Consider the following 22,427-nt stretch of genomic DNA (forward strand, 5'->3'; position numbering starts at 1 on the left):
CTGTGAACGCTGTGAAGCCCGCGCTGAAGCGTTCGGTCCACGCGGCGTCGTGGGCCGTGGGGCGCCTCACCTCCGGAAGCCGGGTGCTCCCCTCCTTCCTCGTCATCGGGGCGCAGCGCTGCGGCACCACCTCCCTGTACCGCGTCCTGTCCCAGCACCCGCTCGCCCTGAAACCCGTCCTGCGCAAGGGCGTCCACTACTTCGACACGTCGTACGACCGGGGCCTGTCCTGGTACCGGGCGCACTTCCCGCTGCGGATCTCGGCCTCCCGGCTGGCCCACCGGTACGGCCATCGGCCCCAGGCCTTCGAGTCGTCCCCCTACTACCTGTTCCACCCGCTCGCCGGTCCCAGGATCGCCCAGGATCTGCCGGGCGCCAAGCTGATCGTGCTGGTCCGCGACCCCGTCGAACGGGCCTTCTCCGCGCACGCCCATGAGCTGGCCAGGGGCTTCGAGACGGAGCGGTCCTTCGCCAGGGCGGTGAGGCTGGAGGAGGAGCGGCTGGCCGGGGCGGCGGAGGCCCTGCGCGACGCACCGCACTCGACGAGCCTGGCCCACCGCCACCACGCCTACCTCGCCAGGGGCCGCTATGCCGAGCAGCTCGCCCGGCTGGAGCCGCTGGTCGGCCGCGACCGGCTGCTCGTCATCGACAGCGGCCGGTTCTTCGCCGAACCCGACCTCGTCTACGACCGCGTGCTGGCCTTCCTCGGGCTGCCGCACCTCGGCGACCCGGTGTTCGAGCGGCACAACACCCGCACCAGGCCCGGCCCCATGTCCCGCAAGCTCCGTCGCGAGCTGACGGCCTACTTCGAGGAGCAGGACACCCTGCTGACCCCGTGGCTGGGCGCGGAACCGTCGTGGCGCCGCTGACCCCCACCCGCCTGGCGGGCCTGAGCGGGGCCGCGCGGGGCGGGGTGGCGGGGCTGGCGGGAGCGGGTACGGGGGCCGTCGCGCAGTTCCTGACGGTCGTGCTGGTCACCAGGGGGGTGGGGCGGGAGACGGCCGGTCTCTTCTTCGCGGCGACCGCCCTGTGCCTGACGGTCGCCGCGGTCCTGCGGCTGGACGCCGGGAACGGGCTGGTCTACTTCGTCGCCAGGTCCCGGCCCTCCGGCCACCGCCATACCTCCGGCCACGTCCGCGCGGCACTCGTCCCGGTCGCGTCGCTCTCGCTGGCGACCGGTGCGGCGGTCATCCTCACCACCTCCGACCCGGCGCTGCGGGTGCTGGCGGTGGCCCTGCCCGCGGTGGCGTGCTCGGGCGTCGTGGTGAGCGCGACCCGCGGGTTCGGCTCGATGCGGCCGACCGTGCTGCTGGACGGGGTGCTGCAGCCGGTGGCCCAGCTGCTCCTGGTCGGGGCGGTGGTGCTCGCGGGCCGCGATTCCGTGCCGCTGCTCGCCACGGCCTGGGCACTGCCGTACCTGCCGGTGCTGCTGCTCGCCTCGGTCTGGCTGCGCCGGCGGCTGCCCCGGACCCCCTACCTGCCGGGCACCGCGCGTGACCTGTGGCGTCACACCTGGCCCCGGTCGCTGGCGGCCGGGATCCAGGCGGTGTTCCAGCGGCTGGACGTCGTGATCGTGGCGCTGCTGGCCGGACCGGCCGAGGCGGCCGTCTACACCGCCGCCACCCGCTTCAAGATCGTGGGTCAGCTGGCCGGTCAGGGGCTGGCGCAGGCCACCCAGCCGAGGCTGGTGCGGGCCCTGGCCGAGGGCGACCTGCCGCGCGCCCGGGAGCTGTACCAGTCGGCCACCCTCTGGCTGGTCCTGCTGACCTGGCCGGTCTGGCTGGGGTACGCCGCGCTCGCGCCGTGGCTGCTCGGCGCCGTCTTCGGGGACGGCTACACCGGCGGCGCGCCGGTGGCGTTCGTGCTGGCCGCGACGATGATGCTCGCCACCGCGTGCGGGATGGCCGACGTGGTGCTGACCTCCGCCGGGCACACCGGCTCCAGCCTCGCCAACCTGGTCGCCGCCGTCGCGACGGCGGTGGCGCTGGACCTGCTGCTCATCCCCTCGATGGGCTCGCTCGGTGCCGCCCTCGGCTGGGCGGGGGGCACGGCGGTGAAGAACCTGCTGCCGCTCTGGCACATCCACCGCCTGTACGGCCTGCGGCCCTTCGGCACGCATAGCCTGACCGCCCTGAACCCTCGGCGAGTGACGTGACCCCCGTGCTGGTCACCGGGCTGCCCAGGACCGGGACGAGCTGGACGGGCAGGATGCTCGCGGCGAGCGGGGAGCTGGTCTACGTCAACGAGCCGCTCAACCCCGAGCACCCGCCGGGCCGCTCCCCGGGCGTCCTCGACGCCGTGGTCGGCCACCGCTTCCAGTACATCTGCCCGGACAACGAGCGGGCCTGGCTGCCCGCCTTCACCCGCACGGTCGCGCTGCGCTACGGGTTCCTCGCGGAGCTGCGCCGCAACCGGTCGCCGTACGACCTGGCGAGGATGGTCCGGTACGGCACCGCGTTCACGCTGGGGCGGCTGGGCGGGCGCCGGGCGCTGCTGGACGATCCGTTCGCGCTGTTCTCCGCCGGATGGTTCGCCGACCGGCTGGGCTGCCGGGTGATCGTCCTGCTGCGCGATCCGGTGGCGTTCGTCGGCAGCTGGCAGCGGCTCGGCTGGACGGTCTACTTCCACGAGCTGCTCGAACAGCCGCTGCTGATGCGTGACCAGCCCCACCTGGAGGCGTTGCGCCCGCTGATCGGTTCCCAGGACCGCGTCGCCAAGGCCGTGGCCCTGTGGCGGGCGGCCGGGACCACCGCCGCCGACCTGGCCGACCGGCACCCGGGGATCACGCTGGCCCGCTACGAGGACCTGGCCCGCGACCCTCAGGCGGGTTTTCGCCGTCTGTACGAGTGGGCGGGCCTGACCTGGTCGGCCCGCGCCGAGGAGCGCGTCCGCCGCGCGTGCACGGCCGCGCCGGGCACGGTCACGTCGGGCACGGTCACGTCGGATCCGGTCGCCTCCGGCACGACCGCGTCGGGCGGGGGCACCGGCGGTTTCACCTGGAGCGGCCTGTCCCGCACGGCCTACCGGCCGATGGACTCGCGCCGCGCTCTCGCCGAGGCCGCTGCCCGGCTGAGCCCGCAGGAGGCCCTCCGGGTCAGGGAGCTGGCCTCCACGGAACACCACTGAACACCCCTGACGACCGCCCCGGAAAGGCCGCGAGTCACGGCTTCGGGGCTTCGCGGGGCTTCAGGAGAAGAGACCGCGTACGAGGGAGACCGTGAGGAGCCTGAGCGCGTACGGCAGGTCGTCGACCAGGTAGCGGCGGGCGAGCCTGCCCGGCTCCCTCGTCAGCCGGAAAATCCATTCCAGGCCACCGCGGCGCATCCACGCCGGTGCCCGCCGTACGGTGCCCGCGGCGAAGGCGATCGCCGAGCCGCAGCCGACGAACCAGGTGCCCGGCAGGTCCCGGCGGAGCGAGGCGATGAGCCGCTCCTGCCGGGGGAAGCCGAGCCCGACGAAGACCAGCCGGGGAGCGGCGGCGATCACGGCGTCACGCACCCGGGCGTAGCTCTCCGGATCGTCCTCGAACCCGTACGGCGGGGTGCCGACCCCGGCGATCACCAGCTTCGGATGGCGGTCCACCAGCTCGCGGGCCGCCTGCGCGGCCGTGCCCCGGGGACCGCCCAGCAGGTAGACGGGATGGCGGTAAAAGGCGGCGGCCTCCGACAGGGACCAGATCAGGTCGGCGCCGGTGACCCGGCCGGGAAGGGGGGTGCCGAGCAGTCTCGCCGCCCACACCAGCGGCATGCCGTCCGCCACCGCGAGGTCGGCGCGCTCGACGAACCGGCGGGCCCGGGGATCGCGGGCGACGGTCCGGCTGATGTCGACGTTGGGGGTGACGAGGTGGCCTCCCTCACCGCGTTTCAGGGCGGCGACCACGTGGTCGACGACCTCGCTCTCGGTCATCGGGTCGATCGCGACCCCCGCCACGCGCACGCGCCTGCGCAGACGCCTGCGGGTGGCCTTGTCGGGCCGGGGCCTCCGGCGAGGGGCGGTGGGGGGCTCCCCTCGTCCGGCGACCGGCGTCCCGGCCTGCCCTGCGACGGCGGGCAGGCCGGGCGCCGGATCGTGACCGGCGGCGGGCCGGTGGTCGGCGCGGGGCGGGATCGGTGTCACGGCGTCACGGGCGGCCGGAGCCACGGCCCGCCCCAGCGCGAACGGCATGGCCGGCGAGTCGTGACGCTTGACCATCGGCGGGCGCTCAACGACCCGCCCCAGCGCGAACGGAACGATCTGGGCACCGGGACGGAGGTTCACCCGAGGGTGCTCGGTGATGGGCGCCATCAGATGCCGTGCCCTCGGTGGTGCAGAACGCTGAGCAGGGTCCGCGCGGGGACCAGGCCGGCCGCCACCGCGAGCGCGATGGGCGCGCGGGGCTCGCCGTGGCGGGCGGTGAACGCCCGCCAGGCCCAGCGGCCCGCCTCCCTCCGCTGGCCGAGGGCCGCGTGATGGAAGGCGAGCTGACCGTAGACCCGCGCCGCGCCGCGCGGATCCACGGCCAGATCAGGGTGCCGGGCGAGCATCCACTGCAGCCCGGCGATCCGGTCGGCCCAGCGGGCCACGTACGAGGAGCCGCCCCAGCGCACCCGGACCAGGGGCCGGTCGACGTGCACGATGGGGTGCTGGGCGGCGGCGCGCAGCGCCAAGTCCCAGTCCTCGTTCTGGCCTCCGGGGGCGCTCTCGTCCACCCAGAGCCCGCCGCGCCGGAACAGGAACGTCGAGGAGTGCACCATCACCATCCGCGAGCGGACCAGGTGGCGGTAGGTGACACGGCCGGTCCCGGCCAGCCGGGGGATGCGGCGCGAGCCGTACTCGACCTCGATGGCGCAGCTGGAGAAGCGCGCGTCCGGCTCCGCCTCCAGCGCGGCGACCTGGGCCTCGATCTTGCCGGGCAGCCACTGGTCGTCGTCGTCGCAGAAGGCGACCAGGTCGGTGCCGAGCGCCGCGATGCCGGTGTTGCGGGCACCGGGCAGGCCGGGGGTGAGCCGGTTGGCCATCACCCGCACGCCGCGCGAGGGCGCCCCGTACCGGCCGGGTGTCAGTGCCCGGCTGGCCAGGAGGTCGGCCACCTGGTCGGCGACCCAGGCCGGATCACCGCCGTCCACGACGACGACGACCTCGACGGGGCCGGGGTGGTCCTGGCCGAGCACGGCGAGCGTGGCCGTGCGCAGCTGGTCCGGCCGGTGTCCCCGGGTGGGGATGACGACACCCACCGATGCGTTCACGCGAGTCTCCTGTGATATCCGTACTTGATCATGAGGGGCCAGGTCAGCGCGGCGACCAGGCGCGACTGCCGGGACGACGCGACGGCGCGCCAGCTGTCGTCCCTGGTCAGCTTCGTGCGGCCGACCGTGAAGCGCACCGGGTTGCCCGAGGCCGTATGCGCCGTCGAGAGCTCCGCCCAGCTGCCCGAGAGGAAGTCGAGGCGGCAGGGGAGCCCGATCCTGGCGACCACACGCCTGAGCGTGTCGGCGGGAGCGTCGAGCAGGTCCTCGTAGCGGACCCGGGTGACCGGGACACCCCTGCGGGCGAGGAGTTCGAGGCTGAGGTTCTCGCTCAGCCAGTGCAGCGAGGTGCGGGAGGGCGACCAGTGGGTCATCGGGCGCCCGTCCTCGGGACGCGCGACCCTCCTGCGCCAGGAGTGCGCGACCGCGCGGGGGTCGCGGACCACGTGGACGACCTGGACGTCGACCCCGGCCGCCGCGAGGCAGAAGGCCAGCGAGGCGTGCTTGCTGGAGTCGACCACGACCGGGCAGTCGGCGACCTCGCCCGCCGCGTCGTACAGGCCACGGTGGGTCGCGACGTACTCGTCCAGCTCGGCGGTGCCGGGTGTCGGCCACCGGCCGGTGCCCGCCTGCTCCTCGGCGAGGAGCCTGGCCAGCGTGGGGATGCGCCGGGTGCGGTCGACGCGGGACCTGAGCGCGATCATCCGGTGGGCGAGGCCCTCGGACCAGCCGCCGAACGCGCGCTCCCCGACCTTCTCCCAGAAGGGGCACGATCCGAAGGGCTCACCGCACCCGCAGGCCTCGTCCGCGAGCGCGCTCCTGGCCCAGAGGTGGACGACCTCACCGAGCGGCGCGATGCCGGGGACCTCCCCGAGCAGGCGCTCCAGCAGCGTGGTCCCGCTGCGGCCGAGGCCACCCAGGAACACCACCCGAGCAGGTGACGGACGATCAGACACAGGCACGAATCCTTACCCGACGGATACGGAACGTGCCGAGGCTAGCGCGGAGCGTAACGGAGGGGTCAGAGAACGGACAAAGGATCTACCCAGCGGGTGTAACGCCGCCCATCTCCTGAACGGGACCCGCCGGAACCTCGAAGCCGGACGCGGGGACGGGCCCACGGTCACCACGGGCGCGGACGGCCCAGGAAGCGGGTCCACGGCCACCGGCGGGCGCGGACGGCCCAGGAAACGGGTCCGCAACCACCACGGGCGCGGACGGCCCAGGAAACAGGCTTACGACCACTGCGGGCGCCGCGCGGCCCCGGGAACGGGTCCGCAAGCCACCGCGGGCGCGCAGCCCAGGAAACAGGCCCACGGCCACCGAGGATGCCGCGCGGCCCCGGGAACGCGAACCGCCCGCGCTCTCGGGACGGCCCCCTCCCGTCGCGTACGGGGAGGAGGCCATAGCCGTGGGCGCGGACGGCGGGCGTGCCTACCTGGCGTCGACGATCATCCCGGCGCCGACGGTGTTGTTGGTGGACTCGTCCACGAGGATGAAGCCGCCGGTGAGGCGGTTGCGGGCGTAGTCGTCCACGAACAGCGGCTGGGTGATGCGAAGCGAGACCCGCCCGATCTCGTTGAGGCCGAGCGACTGGGCCGTCTCGTCCCGGTGCAGGGTGTTGACGTCCAGCCGGTAGTGCAGGTCCTTGACCAGGGCACGGGCCGTGCGGGTGGTGTGCTTGACGGTCAGCTTGGTGCGCGGGGCCAGCTTGGCGGTGTCGGCCATCCAGCAGATCATCGCCTCCAGCTCCTGGGAGACGTGCGGCTGGTTGTTCGGGCGGCAGATCATGTCACCGCGCGAGATGTCGATGTCGTCCTCCAGCCGGAGGGTGACCGACATCGGCGGGAACGCCTCGTCGACCGGCCCGTCGAAGGTGTCGATCGACGCGATGCGGGTGGCCAGGCCGGAGGGCAGGTGCACGACCTCGTCGCCCGGCTTCAGCACCCCTCCGGCGACCTGACCCGCGTAACCCCGGTAGTCGTGGAGGGAGGGGTCGGTGGCCCGCTGCGGGCGGATGACGTACTGCACGGGGAAGCGCACGTCGACCAGGTTGCGGTCGGAGGCGATGTGCACGTGCTCCAGGTGGTGGAGCAGGGAGGATCCGTTGTACCAGGGCGTGTTCTCCGAGCGGGACACCACGTTGTCGCCGTGCAGCGCCGACATCGGGATGAACGTCAGGTCCGGCGCGTTCAGCTTGGAGGCGAACGCGGTGAACTCCTCGCGGATCTCCTCGAACCGCTCCTGGGAGTAGTCGACCAGGTCCATCTTGTTGACGGCCAGCACCAGGTGCGGCACCCGCAGCAGGGTGGTGAGGAACGCGTGCCGCCGCGACTGCTCCAGCACGCCCTTGCGGGCGTCGATCAGGACGATCGCCAGGTCGGCGGTGGAGGCGCCGGTGACCATGTTCCGGGTGTACTGGATGTGCCCTGGGGTGTCGGCGATGATGAACTTGCGCTTGGGAGTGGCGAAGTAGCGGTAGGCGACGTCGATCGTGATGCCCTGCTCCCGCTCGGCCCGCAGGCCGTCGGTGAGGAGCGACAGGTCGGTGTACTCGGTGCCGCGGTCGCGGGAGGTGCGCTCGACGGCCTCCAGCTGGTCCTCGAAGATCGCCTTGGAGTCGAAGAGCAGCCGCCCGATGAGGGTCGACTTTCCGTCGTCGACACTTCCCGCCGTGGCGAAGCGAAGGATGTCCATCAGCGCTGCTCTCCAGAGGTCGTACGGTGTGCGCGGCGGGACCGCGCGGAAAGGGGCCCGCGGGGGGCCGGATGGCATGGGAAGCCGGGGAGGCGGGATCTCACTAGAAGTATCCCTCCCGCTTGCGGTCCTCCATGGAGGCCTCTGAGGCGCGGTCGTCGGCGCGGGTGGCGCCGCGCTCGGTGATCCGGGTGACGGCGATCTCCTCGATGATCGCCTCGACCGTCGCGGCGCCCGACTGGACGGCGCCGGTGCAGGTGATGTCACCGACCGTCCGGTAGCGGACCGTCATGTCCTGGAGCGGCTCGTCGTCGTCGCGGGTGATGAACTCGCTGTCGGCCAGCAGCATGCCGTCGCGCTCGAACACCTTGCGGGTGTGGGCGAAGTAGATCGAGGGAATCTCGATCTCCTCGCGCCGGATGTAGTCCCAGATGTCGAGCTCGGTCCAGTTGGACAGCGGGAACACGCGGATGTGCTCGCCCTTGCGGATCCTGGCGTTGTAGAGGTTCCACAGCTCGGGGCGCTGGTTCTTGGGGTCCCACTGGCCGAAGTCGTCGCGGAAGGAGAACACGCGCTCCTTGGCACGGGCCTTCTCCTCGTCGCGGCGGGCACCGCCGAACACCGCGTCGTACTCGTTCTCCTCGATCGCGTCCAGCAGCGTCGTGGTCTGCAGCCGGTTGCGCGAGGCCCTGCGGCCGGTCTCCTCGACGACGCGTCCGGCGTCGATGGAGTCCTGGACGCTGGCGACGACCAGGCGGGCGCCCAGCTCGGCGGCTCGGCGGTCGCGGAACTCGATGACCTCGGCGAAGTTGTGCCCGGTGTCCACATGCATCAGGGGGAAGGGAATCGGCGCCGGCCAGAACGCCTTCTCCGCGATGCGGAGCATGACGATGGAGTCCTTGCCCCCCGAGAAGAGCAGACAGGGACGCTCGAACTCCGCCGCGACCTCGCGCATGATGTGAACAGCCTCTGCCTCGAGGACGTCGAGCTGCGACGTGGTGTAGTCGCGCTGAAGCATCAGACTCTCCTAGCGGGGATTAGCGGTGCAGATCCCGGATTCCAGCGAGCAACGTTGGCGCCAGTCCCGGTAGGGATACAAGAATATCCGGCAGTGAGGGGTCGGGCTGGTTGTAGACCAGCGGCGAGCCGTCGACGCGGCTCGCGTGGACCCCGGAGGCGAGGGCCACCGCGACGGGCGCGGCGGAGTCCCACTCGTACTGGCCCCCGGCGTGTACGTACGCCTCGACCTGGCCGGTGAGCACGGCGGAGATCTTGGCACCCGCCGAGCCGATCGGCACCAGATCGGCGCCGGCGAGGCGGGCCAGGTTCTGGACGAACTCCGGCGGGCGGGTCCGGCTGACCGCGATCCTCGGCCTGGCGCCCGCCTCGGGGGCGGGCGGCACGGGGGGTTCGAGGGTGGAGAGCGTACGGCCCTGGGCGGGCAGCGCGACGGCTCCGGCCGTCAGCGTGCCGCGCTCCCAGAGCGCCACGTGGACCGCCCAGTCCGTACGGCCCTCCTCGGCGAACTCGCGGGTGCCGTCCAGCGGGTCGACGATCCAGACCCGCTCGGCGCGCAGCCTGCGCGGGTCGAGACGCTCCTCGCTGGTCGCCTCCTCGGACAGCACGCTGTCGTCCGGGCGCGACCGCGACAGGGCCTCCATCAGGAACGCGTGGGAGGCGGCGTCGCCCTCCCTGCGAAGCTCGGACGGGTCGCCGAAGCCCCGCTCCGCGCGCAGCGCCGCCAGCTTCTCGCCGGCCGTCGTCGCCAGCTCCGCGGCGAGTGTGTGATCGTCGCGAACGGTCATCAGTATGCTCCAGCTCCTCGCGCGACAGCCGACCAAGTCTTCCACAGGATCTGCAGGTCCAGCATGAGGGACCAGCTCTCCACGTAACGCAGGTCCAACCGTACGGATTCCTCCCAGGAGAGGTCAGAACGGCCACTCACCTGCCAGAGGCCCGTCATGCCCGGTTTGACGAGTAATCGGCGGCGGACGTCGTCACCGTACCCGGCGACCTCCTCGGGCAGCGGCGGCCGGGGGCCGACCAGGGACATGTGGCCCAGGAGCACGTTGATCAACTGGGGTAACTCGTCCAGCGAGTGGCGGCGCAGCCGGGCGCCCAGCGGGGTCACCCTCGGATCGTCACGGATCTTGAAGAGCATGCCGGGACCGTCACTGGACAGGGTGATCTTCCGGCGCTCGGCGTCGGCGCGCATCGTCCGGAACTTGTAGATCGTGAACTCGACGCCGTCGCGGCCCACCCTCGTCTGCCGGAAGAGCGCGGGACCCGGCCCCGAGGCCCGTACGGCCACCGCCACCCCCGCCAGCAGCGGCAGCAGCACCGCCAGCAGCAGCCCTGCCCCCACCCGGTCGAACAGGTTCTTGAGCACCTGACGCAGACCGGAGATCTCGGGGTGGTCCACGTGCAGCAGCGGCAGCCCCGCCGCCGGGCGGATGGTGATGCGAGGCCCGGCCACCTCCATCAGCGCGGGGGCCACGATCAGGTCGGTGTGGGTCTCCTCCAGCCGCCAGGCCAGCCGCCGCAGCGCCACCCCGTCCATCTCCGGGCAGGCGAGCACGGCCACGGTGTCGGCCGAGGCCCGCCCGGCCGCGAGCGCGACGTCGGAGAGGTCGCCCATGACCGGCACGCCCTCCACCTCGCCCATCCCGCCGTGCGGCACGCACGCCGCCACGACCTCCATGCCGTGGTAGCGCTCCCGGCGGAACCTGCGGACCAGATCGGCGATCGCCACCCGGTGGCCCACCGCCACGACCCGTCGCATGCACCCGCCCCGCGCCCGCCTGCGGTGCAGGGAACGGCGCAGGCCGTACCGGGTGAGGAGGGTGAGCAGCGTCGTCAGCGGGAGGGCCAGCACCACGTAGCCCCGGGCCACCTCGATCTTGGTGAGGTAGGCGCAGACGGCGAAGGCGGCGGTGAGCATGAAACCGCACTGGAGGATCCGCTGGAACTCCTCCGAGCCCAGGCCGATGAGCCGGGGCTCGTAGGCGCGGTTCAGCGCGACCACGCAGACCCAGACGGCGGGCAGCGCCGCGCTCAGCACGACGTACGGGAAGACGTAGGGGGTAACCTCGCCGAATCGAACGAACAGCGCGAGGGCTCCGGCCAGGGCGGCGCAGGTGGTGTCGGCGGCGACGGCCATCGCGCGGTGCTCCCGCACCCAGCCCGGCACGCGCCGCCGCGCGGCCGGGACGGCTCCGGGCCCGGTCTCCTGTGCGGTCTGGACCGCGGTCACGTCGCGCACGCGCTCCCCCTGCGTAACCGTTCACGGACAGACAGTTATGGAATGCTAGCGGCGGCGGGAGAGGCTCGAAGGTTGAAGACCGAAACGTACATCTCTGTGGATGTCGAGGCTGATGGCCCCATTCCGGGGCCGTATTCGATGGTCAGTCTTGGTATGACCGTCGCCGGGCGGATGACCGGAAAGGTCTTTGAACCGGTGGATCCGCAGACCCTCACGCTCTACGCGGAGCTGCGGCCGATCAGCGACGACCACGTGCCCGAGGCGCTCGCCGTGAGCGGGCTGGACCGGGAGACGCTGATCCGCGAGGGCCGCGACCCGGCCGAGGCGATGCGGGAGGCCGCCGCGTGGGTCCGCGAGGTGTGCGGGAACAGCTCGCCGGTGCTGGCGGCCTATCCCCTCTCCTACGACTGGATGTGGATTTACTGGTATTTCATGCGCTTCACCGGTGTCTCGCCGTTCGGGCACTCGCGCTGCATCGACCTCAAGACGCTGTACGCGGCCAAGGCGGGCGTGCCGATCGGCTGGGCGACCAAGCGGCAGATGCCCGAGCACCTGCGGTCCCCGCGGCCGCACACCCACAACGCGCTGGACGACGCGATCGAGCAGGCCGAGCTGCTGCAGAACCTGATGGCGTTCGACCCGCGATGACACCGGACGGCCCGGCCGCCTGGACCGACCCGGCTCCCTGGACGGCCCGGTTACCCGGGCGGGCCGACTACCCGGGCGCCCCGGTTACCTGGGCGGGCCGGAGACGTTCAGGTCGCCGGTGTGGAAGGCGTTCTGGGTCGGCTCCAGGCCGACCTTGATCAGCGACTCCACCACGTCGGAGGCGCGGTCGACCAGGAACGCGAGATCCTTGCGCTCGGCGGTGGCGAAGTCGCGCAGCACGTAGGCCGCGGCGTCCATCCGGCCGGGCGGGCGGCCGATACCGAACCGCACCCGCAGGTAGTCCTTGGTCGCCAGCGACTTGGTGATCGACTTCAGCCCGTTGTGGCCGTTGTCGCCGCCGCCCAGCTTCGCCCTGAGCGCGCCGTACGGGATGTCCAGCTCGTCGTGGACCACGACCACGCGGGCCGGGTCGACCTTGTAGAAGTCGGCCAGGGCCTTGACCGGCCCGCCGGAGAGGTTCATGAAGGACAGCGGCTTGGCCAGCACGGCGGGGACACCCGCGAGGCGGCCCTCCAGCACCTCCGCCCGCGACCGGTGCGCCTTGAACCGTCCCCCGGCTCGCGCGGCGAGCTCGTCCAGGACCATGAACCCCGCGTTGTGCCGGTTCCCGGCGTACTCCGGCCCGGGATTTCCCAGGCCCACGACCAACCAGCGGTCCACGATCGGCATCCCTTCACACGCGCGTCAGGGCGGCCCGGTCCCGGGCCGCCCTGACAGATCTAGCAGAGAAAACTACTCGGCGCTCTCGGTGCTCTCGGCCTCGGCGGCCGGTGCGGCCTCTTCCTCGGCGGTCTCGCCCTCGGGCTCGGCGACCGGGGTCGGGGCGACGATCAGGACCAGCGCCTCGGGGTCGGCGGCGAGGGTCGTGCCCTTGGGCAGCTTCAGGTCGGCGGCGGTGATCTGGGTGCCGACCTCCAGGCCCTCGACGTCGACCTCGACGCCCTCGGGGATGTGGGTGGCCTCGGTCTCGACGGAGACGGAGACGAGCTGCTGGTCGAGGATGCCGTCGGCGACCTCGCCGACCACGGTGACGGGGATGTCGACGGTGACCTTCTCGCCGCGGCGGACGAGGATGAGGTCGACGTGCTCCAGGAAGCCCTTGATCGGGTCACGCTGGACACCCTTGGGCAGGGCCAGCTCGGCCACCGCGCCCTCAAGACGGATCAGCACGTTCGGCGTACGCAGGGCGAGCAGCAGCTCGTGGCCCGGCAGGGACAGGTGCTGGGGGTCGGTGCCGTGCCCGTAGAGAACGACGGGGACCTTGTTCTCACGACGGATCTTGCGGGCGGCGCCCTTGCCGAACCTGTCACGGAGCTCGGTGGTGATGACCACTTCGGACATGGCTGATCTCCTAGGGATCTTGGGAATCGGAAAGGTGCGTTCTCCCTCACCCGCCCTAGCGGAAGGCGTTACGAACGCACGCGATCCCCCAACCCTACCGTGTCAACGACGCCGCGAAACGCGTCGCGATCCCTGCCACCCCTCGCAGGGGTCCGGCCGGCGCCCCTGAGGGGCCTGACCGCCTTCCGCAAAAGTCCGGCTCAAGGGGTCCGGCTCCGAGAGGGTTCGCTCCTTGGAAAGGTCCGGCTCCGGCCTCCGAGAGAAGCCCGGCCGTCCTCCGGAAGGGTTCACCCGGAAAGAGGTCCGCTCCCCGGGAACGCGCGGAGGGCGGGTTCCCGGGGAGCGGACGGAGTCTCAGGAATCTCGGGGGGTCAGCTGTCGCCTTCGAAGAGACTGGTCACCGAACCGTCGCTGAAGATCTCGGTGATCGCGCGGGCGATCAGCGGGGCGATCGACAGCACCGTGAGCTTGTCGAACCGCTTCTCCTCGGGGAGCGGCACCGTGTTGGTGACGATGACCTCGGAGATGCCGGAGTTCTTCAGACGGTCGACCGCGGGGTCGGAGAACACCGCGTGGGTGGCGGCCACGACCACGTTGGTGGCGCCCTGCTCGTACAGCGCGTCGGCCGCCTTGCAGATCGTGCCCGCAGTGTCGATCATGTCGTCGATCAGCACGCAGGTCCGGCCCTTCACCCGGCCGACGACCTCGCTCACCTTCACCTGGTTGGCCACGTCGAGGTCGCGGCGCTTGTGGATGAAGGCCAGCGGGGTGCCCAGCGTGTCGGCCCAGCGCTCCGAGAGCCGCACCCGGCCGGTGTCGGGCGAGACGACCGTGGTCGTGGCCAGGTCGATCTTGTCCTTGAGGTAGTTGACCAGGACGGGCATGGCGAACAGGTGGTCCACCGGGCCGTCGAAGAAGCCCTGGATCTGGGAGGTGTGCAGGTCTATCGACATCAGCCGGTCGGCCCCGGCCGTCTTGAACATGTCGGCGATCAGGCGGGCGGTGATGGGCTCGCGGCCCCTGCCCTTCTTGTCCTGGCGGGCGTAGCCGTAGAACGGCATGATCACGGTGATCCGCTTGGCGGAGGCCCGCTTGAGGGCGTCCACCATGATCAGCTGTTCCATGATCCACTGGTTGATCGGGTAGGTGTGGCTCTGCATGACGAACGCGTCGCAGCCGCGGACCGACTCCTGGTAACGGGCGTAGATCTCCCCGTTGGCGAAGTCGCGCAGCGTGGTCGGCGCCGCGTCCACCCCGAGGTGGCTCGCCACCTCCTCGGCCAGCTCCGGGTGCGCCCGCCCGGAGAAGAACATCAGGTTCTTCTCACCGGTCTGCTTGATGCCGCTCACGCCGTCCTCCTCGCCTGACAGCACACCGATGCCCGCGCGACGCTGCCGTGCCCGCCGGGCCGCTCGCTTCGCTCACTCACGTCTGGCTCCCCTGCTGTTTCCCCGCCTCGGTGGCCCGTAGCGCCGCCTTGGCCGATCTGGTGCCCGCGCGCCTGCGCACGACCCACCCCTGGATGTTGCGCTGCCGCGCGCGAGCCACCCCGATGGCCCCGGGGGGGACATCGGTGTCGATGACCGAGCCCGCGGCCGTGTACGCGCCGTCGCCGATGGTGACCGGCGCGACGAGCATGGTGTCGCACCCGACGAAGGCGCCCTCGCCCACCGTCGTGCGGTGCTTGTTGACCCCGTCGTAGTTGACGAAGATCGCCGAAGCGCCGATGTTGGCACCCGCTCCGATCGTGGCGTCGCCCACGTAGCTCAGGTGGGGCACCTTGGCACCCTCCCCGACCTGCGCGTTCTTCATCTCAACGTACGTCCCCGCCTTGGCCTTGCGCGCCAGGACCGTTCCGGGGCGCAGGTAGGCGTACGGCCCGACCAGGGCCTCGGGGCCGATCACGGCGTCGACGCAGACGGCGTTGCGCACCAGCGCCCCCTCGCCGACGATCGTGTCGGTCAGGGTGCTGGCGGGGCCGATCTCGGCGCCCTCGGCGACCGTCGTGGAGCCGTGCAGCTGGGTTCCGGGGTGGATCACGACGTCCGCCTCAAGGATGACGTCGACGTCGACCCACGTGGCGGCCGGGTCGACCACGGTCACCCCGGCCCGCATGTGGGCCTCCAGCAGGCGCGTGTTGAGCACCTTGCGGGCGAACGCCAGTTGCACGCGGTCGTTGACGCCCTCCACCTCCACGTAGTCGGCCGCGATGTGCGCGCCGACCCGGTGGCCGTCCTCCCGCAGGATCGCGAGGACGTCGGTGAGGTACTCCTCGCCCTGGGCGTTGGAGGCGGACACCCGCTTGACCGCGTCGGCGAGCAGGAGGCCGTCGAAGGCGTAGACGCCGGAGTTCATCTCCCTGATCGCCCGCTGCGCGGGGTCGGCGTCCTTCTCCTCGACGATCTCCAGGACCGCCCCCGAGGCGTCGCGGACGATCCGGCCGTAGCCGTGCGGATCGGGGACCTCGGCCGTCAGCACGGTGACGGCGTTGCCGTCCTCCCCGTGCCGTTCGAGCAGGGCGGCGAGGGTCTCGGTGCGCAGCAGCGGCGTGTCGCCGTAGGTCACCAGGACGGTGCCGTCGATGGTGCCGGTCGCCTCCAGGGCGGTCCTGACGGCGTGGCCGGTGCCCTTCTGCTCGGCTTGGACGACGGTCTGCGCGTCGGGACCGGTCCCGGCGAGGTGCGCCTGGACCCGCTCCCGCTCGTGGCCGATGACGACAACGAGCCGCTCGGGCCCGAGACCGCGGGCGGCGGCGAGCACGTGGTCGACCAGGGTGCGACCGCACAGCTCGTGGAGGATCTTCGGTGTTCTTGACTTCATCCGGGTGCCCTCGCCTGCGGCGAGGACGATGACGGCTGCCGGGCGCGGCACACTCACGGACGAGGCTCCCTCGGCGTCGCGGCTGAGACATGGCGAAGCGCGGTGACGGATGGCCACCCCAGGGCGCGGCATCGTCACCTGCTCGACAACGCGAGGATACCTTCCCCCTCGGGAACCCACTCAGCCGACCAGCCGAGCGAATAAAACATATACAAGGGATGGCTCCGGCACCAGGACTCGAACCTGGACGACAAGGACCAAAACCTTGCGGGCTGCCAATTACCCAATGCCGGATCAGCCGGGCGATCGGGACGGAGCCCGCACACCCGGCACCCCTACGATACAGAGCCCGCGCCGCCGAACGCGCCCCGTTTAGGCACCCGCCTCCGCGGCCCACCCCGCACCCGCACACCCGCGACACGCCGAGGACCCGGCGAAGCCACCCGGCCGACGCCACCCCGCGCCCGCGACACGCCGAAGACCCAGCGGAACCACCCGGCCGGCGCCACCCCGCACCCGCACACCCGCGACACGCCAGGACCCAGCGGAGCCCCCGGCCGATGCCACCTCAACATCCGCGCACCCGCGACACCCGCCCGCGTGACCGTACGCGCGCGGGACCTCGCTTTAGCAGGTCGACCCGGGGTAGAACAAGTGATGGACCCGCTACGGCGCGAATTCCGAAGAGTCATGTTCCAGACATTCGGCGCTTAGGTATTCCTAACTTACGATGGCGTAGGTTACGGTTGCGTAGCCGCACATGAGTCCTTGCCTTTTCCGAGCCATCGCGAGGTAGCGCATGACCCTCATCGAAGAGCGCCCTGCTCAGGGCCCTAAACCCGACATCGACCCCGAGCGGAAGACCCTGCCCGAGATCATCACCTTCGGGGTGGTGGTCGGCGCCCCGCTGATCGCTCTGGCGGTGGCCGTCCCGTTCGCCTGGGGCTGGGGCCTCGGCTGGTCCGACATCGTCATCGCGAGCGTCTTCTACGTGGTCACCGGGCTGGGCGTCACCGTCGGCCTGCACCGCCACTTCACGCACGGTTCGTTCAAGGTCAAGCGCCCGCTGAAGATCGCACTGGGCATCGCGGGCAGCCTCTCGATGGAGATGTCGGTGCTCGACTGGGTGGCCACCCACCGCAAGCACCACAAGTTCTCCGACAAGGAGGGCGACCCGCACTCGCCGTGGCGCTTCGGCACGGGCTTCGTGGCGGTGTCCAAGGGCCTGCTCTGGGCGCACATGGGCTGGCTGTTCGAGGCCGACCGGGCCAACCGCGAGAAGTACGCGCCCGACCTGGTCAAGGACCCGGACATCATCAAGCTGCACAAGTTCTTCCCGGTGCTGGCGATCACCACGATGGTCGCCCCCGCCCTGCTGGGCGGCCTGCTGACCTGGTCGTGGTGGGGCATGGCGACCGGCTTCTTCTGGGGCACGCTGGTCCGGATCGGGCTGCTGCACCACGTGACCTGGTCGATCAACTCCATCTGCCACGTCTTCGGCGAGGAGGCCTTCGAGTCGCGCGACAAGTCGCGCAACGTGTGGTGGCTCGCCATCCCCTCCTTCGGCGAGTCCTGGCACAACCTGCACCACTCCGACCCCACCTGCGCCCGGCACGGCGCACTGAAGGGGCAGATCGACCTCAGCGCGGGTGTCATCCGCTGGTTCGAGAAGGCCGGATGGGCCTACGACGTCCGCTGGCCGACGCCCGAGCGCCTCGCCGCCAAGCGCATCACCACCTGACCCGGGGTTCGGGTCCCGTCCAGGAGCAGGGGAACGCCATTATTAGAACCGTGAGCGAACCCCGACGACGAATGTCAGGTAAGGAACGCCGGGAACAGCTGATCCAGATCAGCAGGACCCTGTTCGCGGAGAAAGGGTTCGACGGCACATCGGTCGAGGAGATCGCGGCGACCGCCAACGTCTCCAAACCGGTGGTCTACGAGCACTTCGGCGGCAAGGAGGGCGTGTACGCGGTCGTCATCGACCGGGAGATGCAGAAGCTGCTGAGCCTGGTGACCGAGGCGCTGTCCGCCTCGCACTCGCTGATCAAACTGGAGCGGGCCGCTCTCGCCCTGCTGGCCTACGTGGAGGAGAACAGCGAGGGGTTCCGCATCCTCGTCCGCGACTCGCACGCCGCCTCGGGGACCGGCACGTTCGCCAGCCTGATCAACGACATCGCCAGCCAGGTCGAGGACGTCATGGTCGACGAGTTCGTCGAGCGGGGCTACGACCCCAAGCTGGCCCCGATGTACGCCCAGATGCTGGTCGGCATGGTGGCGCTGACCGGCCAGTGGTGGCTGGACGTGCGCAGGCCGGCCCGCGAGGAGGTCGCCGCCCACCTGGTCAACCTGGCCTGGAACGGTCTCACCGGCCTGGATCCCACCCCCCGGCTGACCGCCGCCTCGCGCGCCCTGGAGCACCGGCTCGCCCATCCTCAGCAGCGGACGGCCGAGTCCCACCCGTCCGGCCCCCGGTCACGCGCCGCCGGATCAGAGCAGCAGCCGGAGCCGCCCCCGGGGGGATCGGCGCCGCGCCCCGAGTTACCGCCGCCCCCGACGGACAAGGAGATCCGGGAGCTGGAGAAGGCCCGCGAGCGCGAGCTGAAGGAGCGGGAGAGGCTGCGCGAGCGCGAGCTCAAGGAGCTGGAGAAGGCGCGCGAGCGGGAGCGACGCGAGGCCGAGAAGATCGCCAGGGACCTGGAGAAGACACGGCTTCGCGAGCAGCGGGAGCTGGAGAAGGTCCGCGAGCGGGAGCACCGGGAGCGGCAGCGGTTGCTGAAGGAGCAGGAGAAGGCGCGCGAGCGGGAGCTGAGGGAGCGGGAGAAGGCGCGGCTCAGGGAGACCAAGGCCGCCGAACGTGACGCCCTCAAGCACGCGGAGCCCGTTGGTGAAGAACGGGAAAAGCTTGAGCCAAGTGGGTAAGCAACAGCGCCCGTTGAGACTAAATTAACGTTCCGTTCAACCAAAGCGGGCATTCTGGTCATATGTCCGCTGAACTCGTTCGCCCAACCCCCGACGGGCTTCCTCTACCCCAGGAGCGTTTCCTCAACCGAGAGGAGAGCTGGCTCCAGTTCAACCAGCGAGTTCTGGAGATGGCGGAGGACCCGTCGCTGCCTCTGCTCGAACGGGTGCGGTTCCTGGCGATCTTCGCCAGCAACCTCGACGAGTTCTTCCGCGTCCGGGTGGCCGGGCTGAAACGGCGGATGGCCACCGGCCTGCTGCTGCGGACGAAGAGCGGGCTGAAACCCCGCGAGGAGCTGGCCAGGATCGCGGCGATCGCCAACGACCTCGCGCAGCGGCAGTCGACCTGCTTCTACGAGCGGATCTGCCCGCAGCTGGGCGCCGAGGGCATCGAGATCGTGCGCTGGGACGACCTGGGCCGCGACGAGCGCACCGAGATGCGCAAGCTCTTCAGGGAGCGGATCAGGCCGGTGCTGACGCCGCTGGCCGTCGACCCCGCCCACCCCTTCCCGTACATCTCGGGCCTGTCCCTGAACCTGGCCGTCACCGTCCGCAACCCCTCGACCGGCAACACGGTCTTCGCCAGGGTGAAGGTGCCCAGTCAGCTCCCCCGCTTCGTCACGGCGTCCGTGAACCGCTTCGTCCCGCTGGAGGACGTGATCGCCGCCCATCTCGGGCAGCTGTTCAAGGGCATGGAGGTCGTCGAGCACCACGTCTTCCGGGTGACCAGGAACGAGGACCTCGACGTCGACGAGGACGTCACCGAGAACCTCATGCAGGCGCTGGAGCGCGAGCTGCTCAAGCGCCGCTTCGGCCCCCCGGTCCGGCTGGAGGTCGAGGACACCATCACGCCCGAGGTGCTCGACCTGCTGGTGGACGAGCTGGGGGTGGCCGAGCACGAGATCTACCGGCTGCCGGGGCCGCTGGACCTGACCGGGCTGCACGCGATCGCCGACCTGGAACGGGGCGAGCTGAGCTTCCGCCCGTTCGTGCCCGCGGAGGTCGTGCACGTCGAGGACGACATCTTCGCGGTGCTGCGCGAGCGGGACGTGCTGCTGCACCACCCGTACGACTCGTTCTCCACGAGCGTGCAGCGGTTCATCGAGCAGGCCGCGGCCGACCCGGCCGTGCTGGCCATCAAGCAGACGCTCTACCGCACCAGCGGCGACTCGCCGATCGTGGACGCGCTGATCGACGCCGCCGAGGCGGGCAAGCAGGTCGTCGTGGTCGTGGAGATCAAGGCCAGGTTCGACGAGCACGCCAACATCACCTGGGCGCGCAAGCTGGAACGGGCCGGATGCCACGTCGTCTACGGCGTCGTGGGCCTGAAGACCCACTGCAAGCTCGCCCTGGTCGTACGCCAGGAGCCCTCGGGCGAGCTGCGCAGCTACTGCCACATCGGCACGGGGAACTACAACCCCAAGACCGCGAGGCTGTACGAGGACCTCGGCCTGCTCACCGCCGACCGGCTGGTCGGCGAGGACGTCACGGACCTGTTCATCCACCTGACCGGTTACTCCAACCACTCGGCCTACCGGCGGCTGCTGGTCGCCCCGCACTCCCTGCGCGGCGGGCTGCTCGCCAGGATCGAGCGGGAGATCTCCCACCAGGAGGCCGGACGGCCGGCCAGGATCAGGATGAAGACGAACTCCCTGGTCGACGAGCCCATCATCGACGCCCTCTACCGGGCGTCGCGGGCCGGCGTACCGGTGGACCTGTGGGTGCGGGGGGTCTGCACACTCCGCCCCGGCATCCCCGAGCTGTCGGAGAACATCAGGGTCAGGAGCGTGCTGGGCCGGTTCCTCGAACACTCGCGGATCTACGAGTTCGGCCACGGCCGGCGCCCGGAGATCTGGATCGGCAGCGGCGACATGATGCGCCGCAACATCGAGCGCCGGGTGGAGGTGCTGGTCAAGGTCTCCAGCCAGCAGCAGCGCAACTACCTCAGCGCCCTGCTGGACCGGGCCATGGCGGACGAGACCGCGACCTGGTGGCTCAACTCCGACGGCACCTGGACCCGCCACCCCGGTGAGGACCTGCAGACCCATCTCATCGGCACCCGCAGGTGGAGAGCGATCGATGACTGAGCACGACGCCCGCCCGGACGACATGATCCACGCGGCCGGGGCGGTCATCTGGCGCGGCTCCCCGGACGCGCCGGAGGTCGCCCTCGTCCACCGGCCCAAGTACGACGACTGGTCGTTCCCCAAGGGGAAGCTGAAGCGCGGCGAGCACCCCCTCGCGGGCGCGCTGCGCGAGGTGGCCGAGGAGACGGGGATCGTCGCGGAGTTCGGCCGGTCGCTGCCGTCGAGCCACTACACGAAGGGCGGGCGGCCCAAGCGCGTCGACTACTGGCTGGCCAGGATGGTCGCCGAGGACCGCCGTACCGACACGCGCGAGGTCGACGACGTGGTCTGGCTGCCGGTGGAGGAGGCCGTGCGGCGCCTGACCTACGAGTGGGACGCCGGGCTGCTCCGCGCGCTCGGCGAGACGTCACCGGCGACCACCCCGCTCGTGCTGGTACGGCACGGCCTGGCGGGCAACCGGCAGGACTGGAGGGGTGACGACGACGACCGGCCGCTCGACGGACGCGGGCGCGGGCAGTCCGAGGTGCTGGCGAGCGTGCTGGGCGCCTTCCGCCTCACGGAGCTGGTCAGCTCCCCCAGCAGGCGGTGCGTGCAGACCCTGGAGCCGTACGCGGAACGGGCCGGTCTGCCGATCCGGCTCGAACCCGTCCTGTCGGAGAACGGCTACGACTGCCGGGCCTCCCTCCGCCTGGCCTCGGAGGCGATGGCCTCGAACCGGCCCGTGGCCCTGTGCAGCCACGGCAAGGTCCTGCCCGAGCTGATCGCCGGACTCGACGAACGGGCGGGCGGCACGCGGCTGTCCAAGGGCGCCTTCATGGTGCTGCACCACGCGGGCGGCGACGTCGTGGCCGCGGACGCCTACGACGTCTGACCCGCGTGCCGCCCCCGGGCACGGACGTCCCCGGAAACGCGAGGACCTCAGAAGCAGGGGCGCCCTCAGAAGCACGGCCGCGAGACGCGGGTTCCGGGACACGGCCGGAATCCGCGTCGCCCCACCTCGCCGGTGTCCGGCGCCGTCACCCGATCCCGAAAAACAGACCACCGAATACCCCGTGAAAACCGGACCGTATTAGCGGTGGCGTCCGCCCGTACGCTCCGGGTCGAATAAAGGTATGACGCGTTGGAACGTTCGTCATCACATCCGCCGCCACCACGAACACCCACCGTGAGCGGCAGGAACGGCGGGATTCCGCCATCCGCACACATCCGGTCGGCGGTGTTTTAGATCAATATCCCCCTGACCACTTTATCCGATAAATGTGTGCTTCATGGTCAAATGGGATCGAATGTCCTACTTGATTTGACGACCGACAATCTATACGCTCCCCAAATATCGGAGTCCGGGCGACTTCCGATGAAAAGGGA

General features: G+C 71.1%; 19 protein-coding genes and 1 tRNA gene. 8 read left to right on the top strand and 12 right to left on the bottom strand.

Annotation, left to right across the window (positions count from 1 at the left end; all coding sequences use genetic code 11):
- Positions 1 to 11: 11 nt before the first annotated feature.
- The 3 genes from ABD817_RS29320 to ABD817_RS29330 are packed head-to-tail and all read left to right on the top strand — an operon-like array spanning position 12 to position 3,126.
- The gene (locus ABD817_RS29320) at positions 12 to 869 is read left to right on the top strand and encodes a sulfotransferase domain-containing protein (protein WP_344921496.1); all 858 of its coding nucleotides are present in this window, start codon (positions 12 to 14) and stop codon (positions 867 to 869) included.
- Entirely contained in the window at positions 836 to 2,155 is a 1,320-nt protein-coding gene (locus tag ABD817_RS29325) for a lipopolysaccharide biosynthesis protein (protein ID WP_344921436.1), read from the top strand. Before ABD817_RS29320 ends, ABD817_RS29325 begins: the two co-directional genes overlap by 34 nt.
- Complete coding sequence (locus ABD817_RS29330; protein WP_344921437.1) at positions 2,152 to 3,126, top strand: sulfotransferase; 975 nt, start codon at positions 2,152 to 2,154, stop codon at positions 3,124 to 3,126. Before ABD817_RS29325 ends, ABD817_RS29330 begins: the two co-directional genes overlap by 4 nt.
- A 60-nt stretch (positions 3,127 to 3,186) precedes the next feature.
- Here the strand turns inward: ABD817_RS29330 and ABD817_RS29335 are convergent, their stop codons facing one another.
- The 7 genes from ABD817_RS29335 to ABD817_RS29365 form a co-directional block, all read right to left on the bottom strand.
- On the bottom strand, positions 3,187 to 4,284 hold the full coding sequence (locus ABD817_RS29335; protein WP_344921438.1) for a WecB/TagA/CpsF family glycosyltransferase: 1,098 nt from the start codon (positions 4,282 to 4,284) through the stop codon (positions 3,187 to 3,189).
- On the bottom strand, positions 4,284 to 5,225 hold the full coding sequence (locus tag ABD817_RS29340; RefSeq protein WP_344921440.1) for a glycosyltransferase family 2 protein: 942 nt from the start codon (positions 5,223 to 5,225) through the stop codon (positions 4,284 to 4,286). The genes ABD817_RS29335 and ABD817_RS29340 overlap by 1 nt, the downstream gene beginning before the upstream one ends.
- Positions 5,222 to 6,181, bottom strand: coding sequence for a sulfotransferase (locus ABD817_RS29345; protein ID WP_344921441.1), 960 nt, complete (start codon positions 6,179 to 6,181; stop codon positions 5,222 to 5,224). Before ABD817_RS29345 ends, ABD817_RS29340 begins: the two co-directional genes overlap by 4 nt.
- 478 nt (positions 6,182 to 6,659) lie before the next feature.
- On the bottom strand, positions 6,660 to 7,922 hold the full coding sequence (gene cysN / locus ABD817_RS29350) for a sulfate adenylyltransferase subunit CysN (protein ID WP_344921442.1): 1,263 nt from the start codon (positions 7,920 to 7,922) through the stop codon (positions 6,660 to 6,662).
- A 103-nt stretch (positions 7,923 to 8,025) separates the two neighbouring features.
- Positions 8,026 to 8,940, bottom strand: coding sequence for a sulfate adenylyltransferase subunit CysD (gene cysD / locus ABD817_RS29355; RefSeq protein ID WP_344921443.1), 915 nt, complete (start codon positions 8,938 to 8,940; stop codon positions 8,026 to 8,028).
- Between the two features lie 19 nt (positions 8,941 to 8,959).
- On the bottom strand, positions 8,960 to 9,727 hold the full coding sequence (locus tag ABD817_RS29360; protein ID WP_344921444.1) for a 3'(2'),5'-bisphosphate nucleotidase CysQ: 768 nt from the start codon (positions 9,725 to 9,727) through the stop codon (positions 8,960 to 8,962).
- Positions 9,727 to 11,175, bottom strand: coding sequence for a sugar transferase (locus ABD817_RS29365; RefSeq protein WP_425583422.1), 1,449 nt, complete (start codon positions 11,173 to 11,175; stop codon positions 9,727 to 9,729). The genes ABD817_RS29360 and ABD817_RS29365 overlap by 1 nt, the downstream gene beginning before the upstream one ends.
- A gap of 204 nt (positions 11,176 to 11,379) precedes the next feature.
- Here ABD817_RS29365 and ABD817_RS29370 point away from each other — a divergent pair, with 204 nt between their 5' ends.
- Complete coding sequence (locus ABD817_RS29370; RefSeq protein WP_344921445.1) at positions 11,380 to 11,832, top strand: 3'-5' exonuclease family protein; 453 nt, start codon at positions 11,380 to 11,382, stop codon at positions 11,830 to 11,832.
- Positions 11,833 to 11,916: 84 nt separating this feature from the next.
- Here ABD817_RS29370 and pth read toward each other — a convergent pair whose 3' ends face one another.
- The 5 genes from pth to ABD817_RS29395 form a co-directional block, all read right to left on the bottom strand.
- Complete coding sequence (pth, locus tag ABD817_RS29375; protein WP_344921446.1) at positions 11,917 to 12,522, bottom strand: aminoacyl-tRNA hydrolase; 606 nt, start codon at positions 12,520 to 12,522, stop codon at positions 11,917 to 11,919.
- Positions 12,523 to 12,585: 63 nt separating this feature from the next.
- Positions 12,586 to 13,194, bottom strand: a complete 609-nt coding sequence (locus ABD817_RS29380; protein ID WP_344921447.1) for a 50S ribosomal protein L25/general stress protein Ctc — start codon at positions 13,192 to 13,194, stop codon at positions 12,586 to 12,588.
- 371 nt (positions 13,195 to 13,565) lie between these two features.
- Positions 13,566 to 14,543 carry a ribose-phosphate diphosphokinase gene (locus tag ABD817_RS29385; RefSeq protein WP_344921448.1) on the bottom strand — a complete coding sequence of 326 codons (978 nt, stop codon included), beginning with the start codon at positions 14,541 to 14,543 and terminating at the stop codon, positions 13,566 to 13,568.
- Positions 14,544 to 14,619: 76 nt separating this feature from the next.
- Positions 14,620 to 16,071 carry a bifunctional UDP-N-acetylglucosamine diphosphorylase/glucosamine-1-phosphate N-acetyltransferase GlmU gene (gene glmU / locus ABD817_RS29390; RefSeq protein ID WP_344921449.1) on the bottom strand — a complete coding sequence of 484 codons (1,452 nt, stop codon included), beginning with the start codon at positions 16,069 to 16,071 and terminating at the stop codon, positions 14,620 to 14,622.
- Between the two features lie 162 nt (positions 16,072 to 16,233).
- Positions 16,234 to 16,308 (bottom strand) — tRNA-Gln (locus ABD817_RS29395).
- A gap of 505 nt (positions 16,309 to 16,813) precedes the next feature.
- Between ABD817_RS29395 and ABD817_RS29400 the strand changes: the two genes are divergently transcribed.
- The 4 genes from ABD817_RS29400 (at position 16,814) to ABD817_RS29415 (ending at position 21,933) form a co-directional block, all read left to right on the top strand.
- Positions 16,814 to 17,755 carry an acyl-CoA desaturase gene (locus tag ABD817_RS29400; protein ID WP_344921450.1) on the top strand — a complete coding sequence of 314 codons (942 nt, stop codon included), beginning with the start codon at positions 16,814 to 16,816 and terminating at the stop codon, positions 17,753 to 17,755.
- Positions 17,756 to 17,805: 50 nt separating this feature from the next.
- Positions 17,806 to 18,936 (top strand): TetR family transcriptional regulator, encoded by a 1,131-nt coding sequence (locus ABD817_RS29405; protein WP_344921451.1) that lies wholly within the window; start codon positions 17,806 to 17,808, stop codon positions 18,934 to 18,936.
- Between the two features lie 62 nt (positions 18,937 to 18,998).
- Positions 18,999 to 21,062 (top strand): RNA degradosome polyphosphate kinase, encoded by a 2,064-nt coding sequence (locus ABD817_RS29410; RefSeq protein ID WP_344921452.1) that lies wholly within the window; start codon positions 18,999 to 19,001, stop codon positions 21,060 to 21,062.
- The gene (locus tag ABD817_RS29415; RefSeq protein WP_344921453.1) at positions 21,055 to 21,933 is read left to right on the top strand and encodes an NUDIX hydrolase; all 879 of its coding nucleotides are present in this window, start codon (positions 21,055 to 21,057) and stop codon (positions 21,931 to 21,933) included. The genes ABD817_RS29410 and ABD817_RS29415 overlap by 8 nt, the downstream gene beginning before the upstream one ends.
- Positions 21,934 to 22,427: the final 494 nt, after the last annotated feature.

The organism is Streptosporangium oxazolinicum, assembly GCF_039537505.1.
In the GTDB taxonomy this organism is placed as follows: Bacteria; Actinomycetota; Actinomycetes; order Streptosporangiales; family Streptosporangiaceae; genus Streptosporangium; species Streptosporangium oxazolinicum.